Origin of the sequence: uncultured Planococcus sp. (assembly GCF_947501725.1) — a bacterium.
In the GTDB taxonomy this organism is placed as follows: Bacteria; Bacillota; Bacilli; order Bacillales_A; family Planococcaceae; genus Planococcus; species Planococcus donghaensis_C.
Genome location: NZ_CANMXD010000006.1, coordinates 131,263 through 147,585, shown reverse-complemented (window position 1 = coordinate 147,585; position 16,323 = coordinate 131,263). Strand labels below are relative to the sequence as shown.

Genomic DNA, 16,323 nt, shown 5'->3' with positions numbered 1-16,323 from the left:
TTATTTCGTAAGCATTGAAAAAGCGTTTCGCAGATCGCATGCGAAGCGCTTTTTTTTGCAGATAAAGGATTTATTCCTCCACTTTAATCAAATCCGCTTTGACGATATGAAAAATGCTCAGGACAATCGTTTTTCCTTCCATATCCTTGACAGGGAACAGACTTACCGCGACACCGGAGAAATGGTCTTCCAAAGGCCCTTCAATACGAATATTCTCCAGGTATTCTCCGGTCGTCAAGAGAATGTTGTAGACATGGAACTTCTGCTTCATGGCGATTCCTCCTATGGGCAGTCTTGGAAAATTCACATGGCCAGGGTGGGAATAAGGACAGCTATCGTATACACTAATTATAAAGCATAATGGTGTTTTACAGATAGGATGAGAAATGATGAAATCGGAAATTTCAATTAAAATAACAGATAAATTCAAGGCGGAATATGCCAAGGGCTACCCGTTGATCACCAAAGAGGCATTGGACAATCCGGAGGTTCTGCAAACTGAAGGCAGCATCCTGAAGCTGACAGACAAGCAGGGACGGTTCCTCGCGAAAGGCTATTATGGCCAGCAAAATAAAGGCTTTGGCTGGATTTTGACGCGCGATGAACAGGAAGCCATCGATCAGGCTTTTATTGAGCGCAAGCTGGCAACAGCTATTGCCAATAGAAAATCGTTTTTCAGCAATCCGGAAACGACGGCGTTCCGCGTCTTTAACGGGGAAGGCGATGGTTTCGGAGGATTGATCATCGACTATTACGACGGCTTCTATCTGCTCAGCTGGTACAGTGAAGGGATGTATACTTTTAAAGACCAGGTGATTGCGGCGCTTCAGAATGTTGCTGAATGCAAAGGCGTCTACCAGAAAAAGCGCTTTGATACAAAAGGGCAGTATATTGAAGAAGACGATTTCGTTACAGGCGAGCGCGGTGAATTCCCATTGATCGTCAAAGAAAACGGTGTGAATTTTGCTGTTTACTTGAACGACGGGGCAATGACGGGGATCTTCCTGGATCAGCGGGATGTCCGTAATGCCATTAAACAGAAGTATGCCAAAGGCAAAACCGTACTCAATACCTTCTCGTATACAGGTGCTTTTTCAGTAGCGGCAGCACTTGGTGGAGCGGTGAAGACGACGAGTGTCGATCTGGCGAAAAGAAGCTCCAGTAAGACGATCGAGCAATTCAGCGTCAATGGCATCGATTTCGAGACCCAGGATATCCTGGTCATGGACGTCTTCAATTATTTTAAATACGCCAAGCGGAAAGAATTGAAGTTCGACGTGGTCATTTTGGATCCGCCAAGTTTTGCGCGTTCGAAAAAATATACTTTCAGCACTTCCAAGGACTATACAAATCTGATGAAAGAAGCGATTGCCATTACGGAAAAAAATGGCGTCATTATCGCTTCGACCAACAGTGCCTCTTTTGGAATGAAAAAGTTTAAAGGGTTTATCGATAAAGCCTTTAAAGATCTTGGCAGAAAATACAACATTGTTGAGGAATTCACGTTGCCGAGCGATTTTCGCGTACAAAAGGAATTTAAAGAAGGCGATTACCTGAAAGTTCTTTTCGTAAAATTGGGCTGAGGAGTAAATGTTGGATCGGCGTTTGTGACGAAAAATTGCAGAGGGAGCCAAATGCTGCTTCATTTCTTCCGCAAATCCCTGTACAGCAATCTGCTGTGATTCTATAATGGAAGCAGATTGTGAGGGATAGTGGATGTTTAAGAATGCATTGGGAACATTTCGTTTCATGGGCTTGCTTGAAGGTGGTTCGTTATTGATCCTGCTTTTTGTTGCAATGCCGTTAAAATACTTTGTTGGATTTCCGGAGGCGGTCAGCGTGATCGGACCGATTCACGGAGCACTGTTCACTGTCTATATCTTAGTGACTGTCTACATGACATTCATCTTCAGATGGCCGTTCCGTTTCTCCATCGGAGCCGTTGCTTCGGCCTTCCTGCCATTCGGAAATTTCGTGTTAGATAAACGGCTTGAAAATTGGCAGCAGCTGAAAACTTCTGCTGCATAAATAATGCGCCAGACACCTGCAGGATTCTCTGCAGGTGTTTTTATTTGGGGTTAACGAAAGGTGACGAACTCCTCTATAATGGAACTATTGTAATTTACAGATTTGGATGGGGGTAGCATCATGGCGAAAGCGATAAGTTCTTCTTCTTTAGCCGGAAATCCAGTTTATCCGGTAATGTTTGCGATTGGCGGCTGCCATTTGCTGAATGATTCTTTACAGGCAGTGATTCCGGCCATGTTCCCGATACTTGAAGCGGATCTCGGATTAACGTTCACTCAGTTGGGCTTGATCGCTTTTGTGCTGAATATCGTAGCATCTTTGCTGCAGCCGGTTGTGGGATTCATCAGTGATAAAAAGCCGATGCCTTATGCACTTCCGCTCGGCATGACAAGCTCATTTTTCGGCATTGCAGGATTGGCGTTTGCCCCTGAATATTGGATGATTCTCGTTTCGGTCATATTCCTGGGTCTGGGTTCTGCTGTTTTCCATCCGGAAGGCTCACGTGTCTCCTATATGGCGGCTGGGTCCAAGCGAGGCTTATCCCAGTCGATTTACCAGGTAGGGGGGAACTCCGGCCAGGCGCTTGCTCCACTGATCAGTGCTTTCATCCTCGTGCCGCTCGGCCAGATAGGCGCTGCTTTGTTCCTGTTTGTCGCTGCGCTCGGTATTTTTATCCTGACGAAAATCTCCATCTGGTACAAGCAGCAGCTGGAGCAGGAAAAGCTTCAGAAAGTGAAGAAAGTATTATTGTCTTCTCTGCCGGAAATGACGAAAAAACAAGTGGGTATCGCATTGGCTCTCCTGATGATCATTATTTTTGCCCGTTCTTTCTACGTCACCAATATGACGAGCTTTTATATTTTTCATCTGATTGAATCTTATGGTCTGACGATTCAGCAAGGACAACTGTATGTGTTCCTGTTTCTTGGCGTGGGAGCGGCCGGTACCTTCTTTGGAGGGCCAATGGCGGATAAAATTGGCCGGAAGAACGTTATTCTTCTTTCCATCATCGTCCCGATTCCGCTTGCCGCTTTATTGCCGTACCTGCCGCTTTACGCTGTGTTGATTTTCCTGGCATTAATCGGATTTTTCATTATGCTGAGTTTTTCCGTCACGGTCGTCTATGCCCAGGAACTCGTGCCAAGCAAAATCGGCACGATGGCTGGATTGACCGTTGGCCTGGCTTTTGGTATGGGAGCTATCGGCGCTGTCGTCATCGGTATTTTAATGGATGCCATCGGTGTCTACGAAACGATGGTGGTTGTATCCTTCCTGCCGATTATCGGCTTGGTCGGCCTGTGGCTGCCGCGTGACCGGAAAATAGTCGCCGCTCCTTAAAGGGGAATATGGCCGTTGGAATGAGTTAAACGAGTAAAGGAGAATGCTGGATGACAAATAATTTGCCGGAAGTGCCGACAGAAATAAGAACGGAGCGTTTGCTGCTGCGAATGCCGATGCCTGGAGATGGAAAGGCAGTGAATGCAGCGATTCAAGCTTCACTCGGCGACCTGAAGCCATGGCTCGGATTTGCGCAGGAGGAGCCGTCTCCAGAGGAAACGGAAATCAATCAACTGGAGTCGCATTTGAATTTCCTGAAACGGGAAACCCTTCGTTATCTGGTTTTTGATAAAGAGACAGGAAACTTTATCGGCTCTACTGGCTTCCATGCCATTGAATGGGATGTGCCGAAGATGGAAATCGGGTATTGGCTGGATTCGAGAGCGACCGGAAAAGGATACATGGCAGAGGCTGTTTCGGCATTGACCGATCTGGCTTTCACCACACTGAAATGCAATCGCCTTGAAATTCAATGCGATGCTGAAAACCTAAAAAGCCGCGCCATTCCTGAGAAGCTCGGCTATGTACTGGAAGGGACGCTGAAGAATGACGAGCGCTCTGTGGACGGGAAGCGCTTGACCGATACATGCATTTACGCAAAATTCGCTTGATGCGACTCAAAGAACAGGGGCTTTTATTATGAAGAAGCAAGACAAAGACAAAGATGCAGGTCTGAAGCCGTTCATTTCGCTGTTATTGACGCTGAAGATTCCGAAGCTCGCACTTGCAGTGGGGTTGCTTGCCAGTTTAATTACGACGCTCGTCGGCCTGGTGGTCCCGTTGTTGACGAAAAACCTGGTCGATGGTTTTTCACTCGACTCGCTCAGTGTTCCGTTGATTGCTGGAATCGGCGCTGCTTTTATCGTGCAGGCCATCATCAATGGGGTTTCGATCTACTTGCTGAGCATGGTGGGACAGCGGGTAGTCGCGGGCTTGCGGGAACGGATGTGGGCTCAGTTGATCCGGCTGCGTGTCAGCTATTTCGATCAGCATTCCAGCGGTGAAACCGTGAGCCGGGTTGTCAATGATACAGGCATTGTCCGAAATCTGATTACGGACCATTTTCCTTCCTTTGTCACGGGCATCATTTCCATTATCGGCGCAGTGATCATTTTGGTCATTCTGGACTGGAAGATGACACTGGTCATGATGCTGGCGGTGCCGCTGACGATTGCGGTGATGATCCCGTTAGGACGCCAAATGGCCAAGATTTCCCGGAATCTCCAGGACGAAACCGCGCATTTTACGGGCCATGTCCAACAGACCTTAGGGGAAATCCGTCTGATGAAATCCTCGACAGCTGAAGATACGGAAGAAACCAAAGGAGTACAAGGCATCCATAAATTGTTTGCGCTGGGCATGAAAGAGGCGAAAATCTATGCTTTGATTGCTCCACTGATGTACTTGGTGGTCATGGTCGTCATCGTGTCGATCATCGGCTATGGCGGGATCCGCGTGGCGAATGGGGAAATGTCCACAGGATCGCTGGTCGCTTTTCTATTGTATCTATTCCAGATCATTGTGCCGATGGCGACTTTTGCCCGATTTTTTACAGAGCTTCAAAAAGCCAAAGGCGCAACAGAACGCATCATCGGCATTTTGGAACTGCCTTTGGAAGAACAGCGACAGAAGCCGGACATGGATATTGCCGGTAAGGTGCTGAGAGTAAGGGGATTGAGCTTCGCTTATGAAAAAGGGGAGCAAGTCCTTGAAGATGTAAGTTTTGAAGCGCAGCCTGGCGAAATGATTGCATTTGCTGGACCGAGTGGTGGCGGAAAAACAACGGTATTCGGCCTGATTGAGCGATTTTATGAGCCGTCATTCGGTGAGATCTCGATTGGGTATATCCCGATCAATGAAATTTCAATCGCTTCCTGGCGTGATCAGATCGGTTATGTCTCACAGGAAAGTGCCATGATGGGCGGCACCATTCGCGCAAACTTGACGTATGGCTTGCCTGATCCGGAAACAATTTCAACCGAAGAGCTTTGGCGCGTGGCGCGTATGGCTTATGCGGAAGATTTTATCCGCGGCTTCGCCGATGGGTTGGATACGGAAGTAGGAGAACGCGGCGTTAAATTGTCAGGTGGCCAGCGTCAGCGTATTGCGATTGCCAGGGCTTTTCTGCGCGATCCGAAAATCCTGATGATGGACGAAGCGACTGCAAGCTTGGACAGCCAATCAGAAGGCATTGTTCAGCAGGCGTTAAGCCGCTTGATGGAAGGGCGGACCACTTTGGTGATCGCCCATCGATTGTCGACGATTGTGGATGCGGATAAAATCGTCTTTATTGAAAAAGGGCGTGTGACTGGAATTGGCACACACCGGGAACTGACAGCTTCCCACTCCCTTTACCGTGAGTTTGCTGAACAGCAATTAACTTGACTAGATCGCTTGACCTTGACGCAACGTCAAGGTGTATGGTGTGTTTATCAGGAGGTGGAGATATGGAATACACCGTGCAAAAACTAGGGAACCTGGCTGGAATCAGTACAAGGACATTGCGTTATTATGATGAGATCGGGCTCTTGAAGCCGGCAAGAAAGAGCTCGTCGGGGTATCGGATCTATGGCCAGCAGGAAGTGGACAAGCTGCAGCAAATTCTTTTCTACCGCGAACTTGGACTGGATTTGGAACAAATAAAGAACATCGTCAATAGTCCCGGTTTCAACGGCTCCCAAGCTTTAGAAGAGCACCGGGAAAAACTTCTCGCCAAACGACTGCAATTGGACCTCTTGATAAATAATGTGGAAAAAACCATTTCCGCAGCAGAAGGGAAGAGCATCATGGCTGATAAAGAGAAATTCCAAGGCTTTAAGCAACAGTTGGTGGAGGATAACGAAAAGCAATATGGCGACGAAATTCGCGGCAAATACGGCGATGACCTGGTCGACCGATCCAACGCCAAAATGCTGAACATGAGCGAAGAGAAATACCAAGAGTTTATACACATGGAGCAGCAGGTGCTGGACCAGTTGGCAGAGGCCCTCAGAACAGGCGACCCATCGAGCGAAGCGGCGCAGCAGACGGCTGATCTGCATCGCCGGTGGCTGGGCTTTACGTGGCCGACCTATAGTAAGGATACACACATGGGACTTGCAGAGATGTATGTGGCAGATGAACGCTTTGCCGCATACTATGACAAAGTAAAGCCGGGAGCTGCACAATTCCTGCGGGATGCGATTGAAGTCTATACGGCACAGGAATAACAGAGGGAAGTTTTAACTGCGGACAACTCCGAAAACGGGTTGTCCGTTTTTTATGTCCAGATATATGGTGGGTGAAGGTGCCGGCTTTCAATTTCAATGAACGTGCATAAATTTTTTTGAACGTGCATAAAATTTCTTAAGCGTGCACAAGTTCTGCTGGACGTGCGTAAATCCCAATAAGCGTGCGTAAATTTTCCGGAACGTGCATAAAGCTTAAATCAGCCACAGAAATAGACTGTTGGTTGAATCAAAGATGGACTTATTGCTGCAAGAAGTCTTGTTTTAAGCTCATCCGCCTCCGCTTTTCGCGTTGTCCAGCTCCATCGGCCAACTCCTCGGGATGTAAGCCACTCTGGCTGTACGGCTGAAAACATGCCGCTTCGCCAGAGCGTCTTACACCTTTCGGAGCTGAACGGCCGCCTCCGCTTTTCGCGTTGTCCAGTTGCAAGTGCCTAGCTCTTCGGGTCATAAGCCAACCCGGCTGTGCGGCAAAGAACGCCACTTCGCCGGTCTGCCTTATGCCCGTCAGAGCTGAACAGGCACTTTCACTTTTCGCGTTTACAAATCCATAACAATCATTTACATCCTTGTTATGGCAATTTTTTTTCATCTTGGTATACTGAAACCAATTAAAGCAGCTGCCAACGATTCGTTTTATTCGAAAAGGAGAGGTTTGCATGCACGGGAAGAAAAAGAAGGCGCCGATTGTAAAAGTCATGTCGTTCAATATTGCTCATGGTCTCGGGATGGATGGAATAGTTGATTTGGAGAAGACAGCTGAAGTCGTGGAGGATTCATGTGCCACAATTATCGCCTTGCAGGAGGTTGACCGTTATTTTTCCGCCCGCAGTTCATTTGTTGACCAGGTGGAATGGCTGAGCCAAAGACTGGGCATGTATGCGGCTTATGGCGCCAATATGAATTTCGTGCCTGAGGATTCAGAGCGGCCAAATCGGCAGTACGGCAATGTGGTGCTAAGTAAATACCCGATCAAGTACGTAGAGAATCATTTGTTGACCCAGGTCTATTGCCCTTTCGGCAATAACGAGCAACGAGGGATTTTGGAAACCGTCATTGAAGTGGATGGCAATTACTTAAGCGTCTTCAATACGCATTTGGCGTTGAAGGATAGCGAACTCGCCGTCAGCATCGATGAAATTCTGGAGATTACGGGGAAAAGCCGTTTCCCGCGCATCATTGCAGGTGATTTCAATGCTTCTTCTTCAAATATTCACATGCAAAAACTGACAAGCCATTTTGAAGATGCATTCCTGAAAATGAAAAAAGGAGATGCCTATACGTATCCTTCTCCTTATGTGAATAACGAAACGGAAGAAGTTTTTTGGCCGGCGACCCGCATTGATTATATTTTTTCTGACAGTGAGGTGGAAGTCGTTCAGACAGCAGTTATTGAAACATCGGTTTCCGATCATTTGCCGATTGTCGCGGACATGGTACTTGCTGATGTTAAAGTGGGCAGTAAAGAGCGCGTACAGAAAGCACGCGCAAAAGTTTAAGCAATTGCTCTCATAATTTATTGTAACTATAAAAACCGGAAGCTCTATTGGAGAGCTTCCGGTTTTTGGTGTCCGAAAATCTGTTTGCCGGATTGCATTTCACGTCTGCATATTTTGACCAATAAATAAACCAGTGGTGTATCCGCAGCAGCGACCAGTAATTTAAACAGATATTGGGTAAAAATCATCCCGAGTAATGCGCTGGCGGGCATGGTTCCGTAAAAAGCAATGGTGATGAAAATGCTGGTATCGACCAATTGGCTGGTCATTGTAGAAGCATTATTGCGTACCCACAGCTTGGAGTTGCCATGGCGCTGTTTCAGCTTGTGGAAGATGCTGACGTCCAGATTCTGGCTGATGAAATAAGAGACAAGGCTGGCCAAAGTCACCCGGAAGCCTGCGGAAAAAATCGTTTCAAAAGATTGCTGATCTGCAAAGAATGGTGCAGACGGCAGATGGATAGCAAAGAAAATGAACGCCAATGCGCAAAGCTGTGTGACAAATCCTGCTGTAACGGTTTGTCGCGCAGCTTCTTTGCCGTATACTTCCGCAATTGTATCTGTAATGGGAAAGGTAAAGACATAGACGATGACAGCCGCCGGCAAAACAGCCCATTCACCGATGCTGAACAACTTGACTGCTAAAATATTCGATAGGATCAATAGGCCGACAAAGGCGCCGTTCAAGTAAAGTAACATTTGTTCGGCTCCTTAGCGATTGGTGATCGTTTCCGGATTCATGTCGTGGTTCATCATCCGGTACGATGCCATTTCTTCGTATTTTGTGCCTGGTTTGCCGTAATTTGTATAAGGGTCGATAGACAGTCCGCCGCGCGGCGTGAATTTCCCCCATACTTCGATATAACGCGGGTCCATCAACTTGATCAAATCATTCATAATGATATTGACTACATCTTCATGGAAGTCTCCATGATTTCGGAAACTGAACAGATAAAGTTTCAACGATTTGCTTTCCACCAGTTTCTTGTCTGGAATAAAGCTCAAGTAAATGGTTGCGAAGTCAGGCTGTCCTGTCTGCGGACAAAGCGATGTGAATTCAGGGCAATTGAATTTCACAAAATAGTCCCGGCTGTGCAGATTGTCGATCGGCTCCAAAATCTCCGGATCGTATTCAAATTTATACTTGGTGTTCTGATTGCCGAGCAATGATAAATGATCGAGTGTATCTTCGTTTCTTCCTGCCATGAAAAACGGCCTCCTTTAGATGTCCGGCTTGAAAGAGGGCTATAAAAAACGGACAAAAGAAAAAGCCAAATCGCATGTGGATTTGGCTGAGTTTCGACAATCCATAGTTTTTTATAGAGGGTGAAATGCTATGAACCTCTCCCGTTGCCGGGTTATTTACTTTTCCTCATCTATCGTATAAGACTTGCTATTCGTTGTCAATCGGCCAATTTTGGTAAAATAACAGCAAGAAGATGGAGGCGATTGCGGTATGGGACATCATCATGAACATAATCATTTTGAAGCGGCAAGGGCCGGCAATAAAAAAGCATTGGTTCTGGCGCTCGCCATAACCGCCGGCATCATGGTGCTGGAATTTTTCGGCGGCCTATTTACGAATAGCCTTGCCTTGATTGCGGACAGCGGCCATATGTTATCGGATACCGTTTCACTTGCACTCAGCCTATCAGCGATCTGGTTTGCTGGAAAAGCAGCTTCTGCGAAAAAAACCTATGGCTATTTCCGCTTTGAAATCATAACCGCCTTCATCAATGGCGCGACTTTATTTGTCATTGCGGGCTTTATTGTTTATGAAGCTATTGAACGCTTTTATGAACCGCCGGAAGTACAAGGTGGCTGGATGCTGATGATTGCGGCAATCGGTCTCGCAGCTAATGGATTAAGTGCGTGGGTGCTGAACCGCAACGCAGATGTCCAGGGCAACTTGAATATGAAAAGTGCCTATATGCATGTTATTGGGGATGCGCTTGGTTCAGTCGGCGCTATAGTGGCTGGTCTGTTAATTCTCTTATTTGACTGGACGCTGGCGGATCCCATCATTTCCGTATTGGTTGCTTTGCTGATTTTGCGGAGTGCCTGGGGGATTCTCAGAAATAGCCTCCATATATTGATGGAAGGCACGCCCCATACAATCGATGCACCAGAAGTGAAGAAACGGCTTCTTGGAATTGAAGGGGTATTGGATGTCCACGATCTTCACATTTGGACCATTACGTCCGGACTCGACCTGTTTACCTGCCATATCGATGTGACAGTCGAAGCAGATGAGCAAATAGTTCTTCAGGATGCGTTAAAGCTGGTTCATGACTATTGTGGAATCGAACATGCGACCATTCAGATTGAAAAACCGGAAACTGTGCACCACTCACTGGAAGTGTAACTTCGTGTACTCCAAGGCAACTGGATTTCGGCTATTCTATAGAAGAACAGCCAGTATTTTTATCAGCAGTTAAACACGTTACTAAATTATAGAATCCTTATTTGTTCATGGTACACTAAAGCTAAAAGATAGGCAGAAAGGAGTGTCCAGGATGGCAGGAAATGAACAGCCCAGCTTGCAGGCGCAGTCAGTGAAATGGATAAAAAAACAGCTTGGAGAAACGGCAGAAATAACAAGCGTTAAGCCGTTGAAAGGCGGGACTTCCTCTACTTTGTTTGAATTGGCTGTTCAAGAGAATGGAAATGTACTCTCGTACGTTCTCCGATTTTTCCATAAAGCTGATTGGTTGGAAAAAGAACCTGATCTGGCAAAACATGAAGCAGATAGCCTTCAGTTCGCTGAACAAGCCGGCTTCCCTGTTCCTCACTTAATTGCTTATGATGAAACAGGAGAGGAGAGCGGGATGCCTGCCGTATTGATGACGAAAGTGCCGGGCTCTGTGGTACTTCAGCCAGCAAATGATGAAAAGTGGCTGGAAGGCTTGGCAGCAGCTTTGGCTGAATTGCATCAAACACAGGCAGAAGGCTTTCCTTACGAATACTTTTCCTACAATAATGCGTTTTTATTGGAAAAACCCAAATGGTCGAAAAGACAGAACGATTGGATGCGTGCTTTTTACATTGTAGCCGGCAGCCGTCCCGCAGCTGAGGAATGTTTCATTCATCGTGATTTCCATCCAGCTAATGTGTTGTGGGAAAATGGGAAAATCAGTGCCATAGTGGACTGGGTGAATGCTTGTCGGGGGCCTGCAGGAATTGATGTCGGACATTGCCGGGTCAATTTGGCCCAGATGTACGGAATTTCTGTAGCCAATGATTTTTTGGCAGCTTATCAGCGCCATGCCGGCAGTCTATTCACATATGATCCTTACTGGGATCTGGTTTCGCTGACGGATATATTGGATGGTTCACCTGTAGTGTATCCGGGATGGGAAGCTTTTGGCATGAAAGGCTTGTCTGATGAGTTGATGCGTCACCGTTTGGATGATTATTTATTGAGTTTGCTGGACCGTTTTGACGATTTTTGAGCAGTGCACTACGATACTTTCAGGTTTGATTTCCCCGATAAAGGCAATATATAGGATAAGTGAGTTTTTTGAGGAGGAAATTGGATGAAAGATCAACAACTGAAGCAATTGAAAAAGCAATTGGAAGAACAAGTGGAATCTCTGGAAGAGCGTGTGGAGAATACAGAAGAGTTCGAGACTACCGAGCTTTCAAATTATGATAACCATCCTGCTGACAATGCCACCGATTTATACGACCAGGAGCGTGGCATGGCGTTGACACAGTTTAAAGAAGAAGAACTGCAGGAAGCGAAAGCGGCTTTAGCAGCAATCGAAGCCGGCACATACGGCAAGTGCTCAGTTTGTGGAAAAGATATTCCGTTTGAGCGGCTGGAAGCGTTGCCGACTGCATTGACTTGCATCGATCATGCGGATCAAGTACCTGATCTGGAAAGCCGGCCGCCAGAAGAAGATGTGCTCCAAGCTTCCACAGCCCAGCCGGTCGAGAAGGAAGACAGTGCCATTCGTGATTACCAGGACAGCTTTGAAGACGTCGAAGATTTCGGGTCATCTGATACGCCTCAAGATCAGCCAAATGAAGATCCAGAGGATTTCTTTAAAGATGATAAATGATATGGCCCCCTGCCGTTAGGCAAGGGGTTATTTATATACTGAGTTCATTTCCCGGGAAATAATAGGTGAGGAGAATAGGAATGGATAAATTGACAGAAGAGATTTATGAGTTGGAATGCAGTCACTTAAAGCCCGAGTTTCGCGTTTCAACAGAAAAGCTGGGCGAAGTACTGGACGATGAGTTTTACGAATTCGGCAGTTCGGGCGGCATCATCAAACGCTCGCATTATAATGGGAATCATCCGTTGAATCCGGATTCCATGGAAATAAAATCTTTTATCATGCACGAATTGGGTCCAGAGGCGGTCCTGACGACCTATCAAGTCCATAATCACAAGACCGGAAAATTAACGAATCGAAGTTCAATTTGGAAAAAAAGACAACATGGCTGGAAATTATTTTTTCACCAAGGGACAGTTTCAACCGGTAAGGTGTTTCAATAAAGGCAAAAGAGGATATTTAGATAACAGAACTATTTTTGGCAAAGGAGGAAACCGATATGGAACATGCCATTGTGTTATTTGATGGAGATTGTAATTTTTGCGATTCAAGCGTTCAATTCATTATAAATCATGATCCGGCCGGCTATTATCAATTTGCTTCGCTGCAAAGTGAAGTCGGACAGGAACTTTCAAAAAAATATAAGGTGCCTGAGGATGTCGACAGTGTGGTATTGATAAAAGATGGACAGGCATATGTGAAATCTGAAGGCGCTTTGATGATTTCAAATCATTTAACCGGTCTTTGGAAGCTGGCCTATTACCTGAAACCATTCCCTCGCGCGATCCGTGACGGAGCGTATGATATAGTGGCCAAAAACCGTTACAAGGTATTTGGCAAGCTGGACAGCTGCATGCTGCCACCGCCTCATATCCGTAAACGTTTTTTAGATAAGTAAGAGAAAAAAAGCGAAAGCGCCCGTGTAGCTCTGCCGGGCATAAGACGGACCAGCGAAGTGGCGCTCTTTGCCACGGCGCTGAGTTGGCTTATGACCCAAAGAGCTGGGTGCTGGAGTCTGGATAAAAATAAAAGCGAAAGCGCCCGGTTGACTTATGCCTCAAAGAGCTGAGCGCTGGAATAGATGAAGAGCTATAAGTTATTCTTTCTCAAACCATTAAAAAAGCCCGAATCGGATTTTCTTCGATTTGGGCTTTTTTGATGGTTAAGTGAATCAAGTGAAATTAATAGAAATTAGAAATCCGCCAATACTGGCTGGCAATCGGTCCTGCCATATAGGCCAGTCCTTCACTTTCTGTCTGGTGAATTTCCATCCACTCACCGTCATCGAGCTTTAAGTAAACTTCATGGTTTGGTGATTGATCATGTATTCCGATGATGTCATAGCTGCCGTCCCGGTAAAAGGCAGCGGATACTGCGTAATCGATATTGGGGGAAGTCGTGATCGGGTTTCCGACGCTGTGCTTTAATGTAATGGAAACTTTATGGCCAGTCTCTTCAATCTTTTCCAATTCGATTCCTTCAGAAGAAGCGACATCCGCTTTGCTGAATTTTTTTCGCCAATTGTATCCGATGGTGGGACCGACATCCTTATCGTAATCGAATGACGACTCTTCTTCTTTCAAGTCGACAGTGAAGCTCACTTGCGTACGGTAATGCAGTGAGTCCGGCTCGAACTCCCGGCCGTCACCTTGGAAATAAGGGAAAGGCGATAAGAGATTCGGATTTTTTAATATCAGCTCAGGCAAGAAGGTGTTGTAGCGGAAGTGCCAGACTGGATAGATTTTTGGTTTTTCCTCATCAGACAACAATGAATCCAAAGGAGCGATTTTTTTAGTCAGCCAAAACTCTTCCATAGCCGCTTTCTCCTTTGACGAATTCCAGTTCAACGTGCCAAAAACTTTGGCTAGGGTGAATTTTTCTTCACTGAAACGCTCTTCAGATTTTGCTACAGGGCGTTTGCCGCGAATCCAATAGGTGAATTCCTCATTCATGGGCACTTGGCGGTCAGTGTATTGGTTTCTTTCGACAGTTTCAATAAATTTTCCGTTGCGGTAAATATCAAATTGGGTGATACCTTCAATTTCTCCCCATGCTAAAGAAATTCGGCCTTTAGAAACGATGGCTGTCAACACAATTTCTTCCAAGCGGTTAATGCTGTCTTTTTTTCGGTTTTCCGTTCCCGTATGCAGCTTGATCTTATCTATCCAATTACCTGAAGTATCCAGCCGTTCAAGAGTATAGGTATACAGTTCGCCTTTTTTTAATCCTTCATCTTTAAACAGATTTTGAGTGCCGGTATAAACAATCTGCTCATCTCTTTTTATCCGGCAGACATCTTCTGTATCAGTCCATCTAAAATAAATCATTGTTTCGGATTGTTCCAAGACCAGAATATCCATTTCGTTTGCCATTTCCCCACCTCCACATGCTATTGTTATGCATATACCCTTTTTAACAAAAGAATGAACCCATTATTGAAAGAGCGAAATATTTGTTACACAAATTAAATGTAGATTTAAGTGTTTTAACTGTATAATTAAGGTAGTAATGTAGGCATATTCGGTTTTTATTTATTTTCAAAGCGGATAACGTACAGCATGCAGACCCTTTTTTCTTTCATGGGTATGGTATCTTTACATAATGATTGTTTACTCATCGATTTGAATCTTATCAAGAAAATATAAAGAACAAAAGATTGGACAAAAGGGATGGGGGAATGGCTATGGATACTATTCAGAAGGCAAGAGCTTTCAGCAACTTTGATGAGGCAGCGGCTTATATTCTGCAGCTGCTGAGCAAGCAAATTGGGATCAATTCCTTATTTATCGCCAGAAATGATGGGACAACAAACCACATTATTAAAGTTCGCAACTCAGAAAAAGAATTGGTCGAAGAAGGCAGTTCCATGCCTCTTCCTCACTCCTTTTGCAGCTTGAGCATCAACCATGGTCCGAAAGCATTGGTTATTGAGAACATCTCTAAAAACGAGATGACCCGTTCTATGGGCATTTCAGCGGATTATGGACAAGGCACCTTTGTCGGAGTTCCGGTTTATTATAACGATGGCACTGTCTACGGCACTATTTGCGGATTGGATGATCAATACTATAAGCTTTCTGAAGATCAGCTCTACACATTTGAAATGATGTCGACGTTATTGACTTATGTGCTGGAACTGGAGAAAGCCAATCATCAGATCCAAACATTGACTGCTCCGATTGTTCCCGTCACTAAAGGGGTGGCCATCGTTCCGGTAATCGGGGAAATTACGGCACCGCGTGCACAGGTCATCATCGAGCACGTACTGGAACAATGCGGCAAAGAGCCGATGGAGTATTTGATCATTGATGTTTCAGGGGTTTTGCAGATCAACACTGTCGTTGGGGAATACTTGCTGAAGCTCGTGAATATCCTTAAAATAATTGGCGTAACACCGGTCATCACAGGAATTCAGCCTTTTATGGCGTTGAAGGTTCCTCATTTTGCGGCTGCACTGAAAGGTGTATTGATTGAAGCCAATTTGGAATCGGCATTAAAGCAGCTGGGCTTTGTATTAATAAAAGACTGCAAAGAAAAATCAGACTCCCTGTGAAGGGAGTCTGATTTTTTATTGGATAAGATTAGTAGTCCAACTTATTGTGGCTTTACCCTTCGGGGCGACTAGCTTTCCTTATCAAAAAAGACATGCTTGAGTTCCCAGGAATCGCCGATTTCGAGTAAACCGAAGGAATACTGTTCCTGCCTGCGCTTGTCGGTTGGGGAGCCGGGATTGAACAGGATGACCCCCTCGACTTCCCGCATAACCGGGGTATGGGAATGCCCGAATACGATGATATCGACATCATCATTACTGAAGCTGTCAAAAGCCTGCTTCTCAGTAGGTTTTCGGTCACTGTCGCCATGGACCACACCGATTGTTAAATCTCCGAACGTGAGAATCTTTTTCCGGCCAAACTTTTCGAGGATATCCCATGGATCGACATTGCCGGTGACGCCATCAATTTCTGCATATGCCGCCAGTTCATGGTAAACATCCATCGTCTGCCAATCGCCGGCATGGATGATGAAGTCAGCTTCCTGACATGCATCCACTAGCTGTTGGGGCAATTTCTTGGCGCGGAATGGAATATGTGTATCTGAAACAATAACAATCTTCTTCATCTGAACGCCTCCAGTCGAATTCTTTCTTTCACTTTACCAAATAAAC

The 16,323-nt window shown here is 45.8% G+C and carries 18 protein-coding genes; 13 read left to right on the top strand and 5 right to left on the bottom strand.

Annotated elements, in window-relative coordinates; all coding sequences use genetic code 11:
* Positions 1 to 70: 70 nt before the first annotated feature.
* Positions 71 to 271: a hypothetical protein gene (locus Q0785_RS10910; protein WP_298829631.1), complete on the bottom strand. Its 201-nt coding sequence runs from the start codon at positions 269 to 271 to the stop codon at positions 71 to 73.
* A gap of 118 nt (positions 272 to 389) precedes the next feature.
* On the opposite strand from Q0785_RS10910, the gene Q0785_RS10905 reads away from it, so the two are divergent.
* The 7 genes from Q0785_RS10905 (at position 390) to Q0785_RS10875 (ending at position 8,092) form a co-directional block, all read left to right on the top strand.
* Positions 390 to 1,583 carry a class I SAM-dependent rRNA methyltransferase gene (locus Q0785_RS10905; protein WP_298829629.1) on the top strand — a complete coding sequence of 398 codons (1,194 nt, stop codon included), beginning with the start codon at positions 390 to 392 and terminating at the stop codon, positions 1,581 to 1,583.
* Between the two features lie 133 nt (positions 1,584 to 1,716).
* On the top strand, positions 1,717 to 2,028 hold the full coding sequence (locus Q0785_RS10900) for a DUF3817 domain-containing protein (RefSeq protein WP_223642567.1): 312 nt from the start codon (positions 1,717 to 1,719) through the stop codon (positions 2,026 to 2,028).
* Between the two features lie 120 nt (positions 2,029 to 2,148).
* Positions 2,149 to 3,366, top strand: coding sequence for an MFS transporter (locus Q0785_RS10895; protein ID WP_298829627.1), 1,218 nt, complete (start codon positions 2,149 to 2,151; stop codon positions 3,364 to 3,366).
* 50 nt (positions 3,367 to 3,416) lie between these two features.
* Positions 3,417 to 3,977, top strand: coding sequence for a GNAT family protein (locus tag Q0785_RS10890; RefSeq protein ID WP_298829625.1), 561 nt, complete (start codon positions 3,417 to 3,419; stop codon positions 3,975 to 3,977).
* Between the two features lie 28 nt (positions 3,978 to 4,005).
* Positions 4,006 to 5,751 (top strand): ABC transporter ATP-binding protein, encoded by a 1,746-nt coding sequence (locus tag Q0785_RS10885; RefSeq protein ID WP_298829623.1) that lies wholly within the window; start codon positions 4,006 to 4,008, stop codon positions 5,749 to 5,751.
* 62 nt (positions 5,752 to 5,813) lie between these two features.
* The gene (locus Q0785_RS10880) at positions 5,814 to 6,575 is read left to right on the top strand and encodes a MerR family transcriptional regulator (protein ID WP_298829621.1); all 762 of its coding nucleotides are present in this window, start codon (positions 5,814 to 5,816) and stop codon (positions 6,573 to 6,575) included.
* A gap of 677 nt (positions 6,576 to 7,252) precedes the next feature.
* A complete protein-coding gene (locus Q0785_RS10875) occupies positions 7,253 to 8,092 on the top strand; it encodes an endonuclease/exonuclease/phosphatase family protein (RefSeq protein WP_298829619.1) in 840 nt (279 codons plus the stop codon).
* Positions 8,093 to 8,136: 44 nt separating this feature from the next.
* Here Q0785_RS10875 and Q0785_RS10870 read toward each other — a convergent pair whose 3' ends face one another.
* Positions 8,137 to 8,790 carry a queuosine precursor transporter gene (locus Q0785_RS10870; protein ID WP_298829618.1) on the bottom strand — a complete coding sequence of 218 codons (654 nt, stop codon included), beginning with the start codon at positions 8,788 to 8,790 and terminating at the stop codon, positions 8,137 to 8,139.
* 12 nt (positions 8,791 to 8,802) lie between these two features.
* A complete protein-coding gene (gene queF / locus Q0785_RS10865; protein WP_298829616.1) occupies positions 8,803 to 9,297 on the bottom strand; it encodes a preQ(1) synthase in 495 nt (164 codons plus the stop codon).
* 250 nt (positions 9,298 to 9,547) lie between these two features.
* Between queF and Q0785_RS10860 the strand changes: the two genes are divergently transcribed.
* From Q0785_RS10860 to Q0785_RS10840, 5 genes are all read left to right on the top strand, one after another.
* Positions 9,548 to 10,456, top strand: coding sequence for a cation diffusion facilitator family transporter (locus Q0785_RS10860; RefSeq protein ID WP_298829614.1), 909 nt, complete (start codon positions 9,548 to 9,550; stop codon positions 10,454 to 10,456).
* A gap of 151 nt (positions 10,457 to 10,607) precedes the next feature.
* Positions 10,608 to 11,543: an aminoglycoside phosphotransferase family protein gene (locus tag Q0785_RS10855; protein WP_298829612.1), complete on the top strand. Its 936-nt coding sequence runs from the start codon at positions 10,608 to 10,610 to the stop codon at positions 11,541 to 11,543.
* Between the two features lie 84 nt (positions 11,544 to 11,627).
* A complete protein-coding gene (locus Q0785_RS10850; RefSeq protein ID WP_298829611.1) occupies positions 11,628 to 12,155 on the top strand; it encodes a TraR/DksA C4-type zinc finger protein in 528 nt (175 codons plus the stop codon).
* Positions 12,156 to 12,235: 80 nt separating this feature from the next.
* Positions 12,236 to 12,598: a DUF4440 domain-containing protein gene (locus tag Q0785_RS10845; RefSeq protein WP_298829609.1), complete on the top strand. Its 363-nt coding sequence runs from the start codon at positions 12,236 to 12,238 to the stop codon at positions 12,596 to 12,598.
* A 56-nt stretch (positions 12,599 to 12,654) separates the two neighbouring features.
* A complete protein-coding gene (locus Q0785_RS10840; RefSeq protein WP_146558663.1) occupies positions 12,655 to 13,053 on the top strand; it encodes a thiol-disulfide oxidoreductase DCC family protein in 399 nt (132 codons plus the stop codon).
* Positions 13,054 to 13,336: 283 nt separating this feature from the next.
* Here the strand turns inward: Q0785_RS10840 and Q0785_RS10835 are convergent, their stop codons facing one another.
* On the bottom strand, positions 13,337 to 14,527 hold the full coding sequence (locus Q0785_RS10835; RefSeq protein ID WP_298829606.1) for a DUF3238 domain-containing protein: 1,191 nt from the start codon (positions 14,525 to 14,527) through the stop codon (positions 13,337 to 13,339).
* Between the two features lie 311 nt (positions 14,528 to 14,838).
* Between Q0785_RS10835 and Q0785_RS10830 the strand changes: the two genes are divergently transcribed.
* Entirely contained in the window at positions 14,839 to 15,708 is an 870-nt protein-coding gene (locus Q0785_RS10830) for an STAS domain-containing protein (protein WP_298829604.1), read from the top strand.
* Positions 15,709 to 15,776: 68 nt separating this feature from the next.
* Here the strand turns inward: Q0785_RS10830 and Q0785_RS10825 are convergent, their stop codons facing one another.
* The gene (locus Q0785_RS10825) at positions 15,777 to 16,277 is read right to left on the bottom strand and encodes a metallophosphoesterase (protein WP_298829602.1); all 501 of its coding nucleotides are present in this window, start codon (positions 16,275 to 16,277) and stop codon (positions 15,777 to 15,779) included.
* Positions 16,278 to 16,323 lie beyond the last annotated feature (46 nt).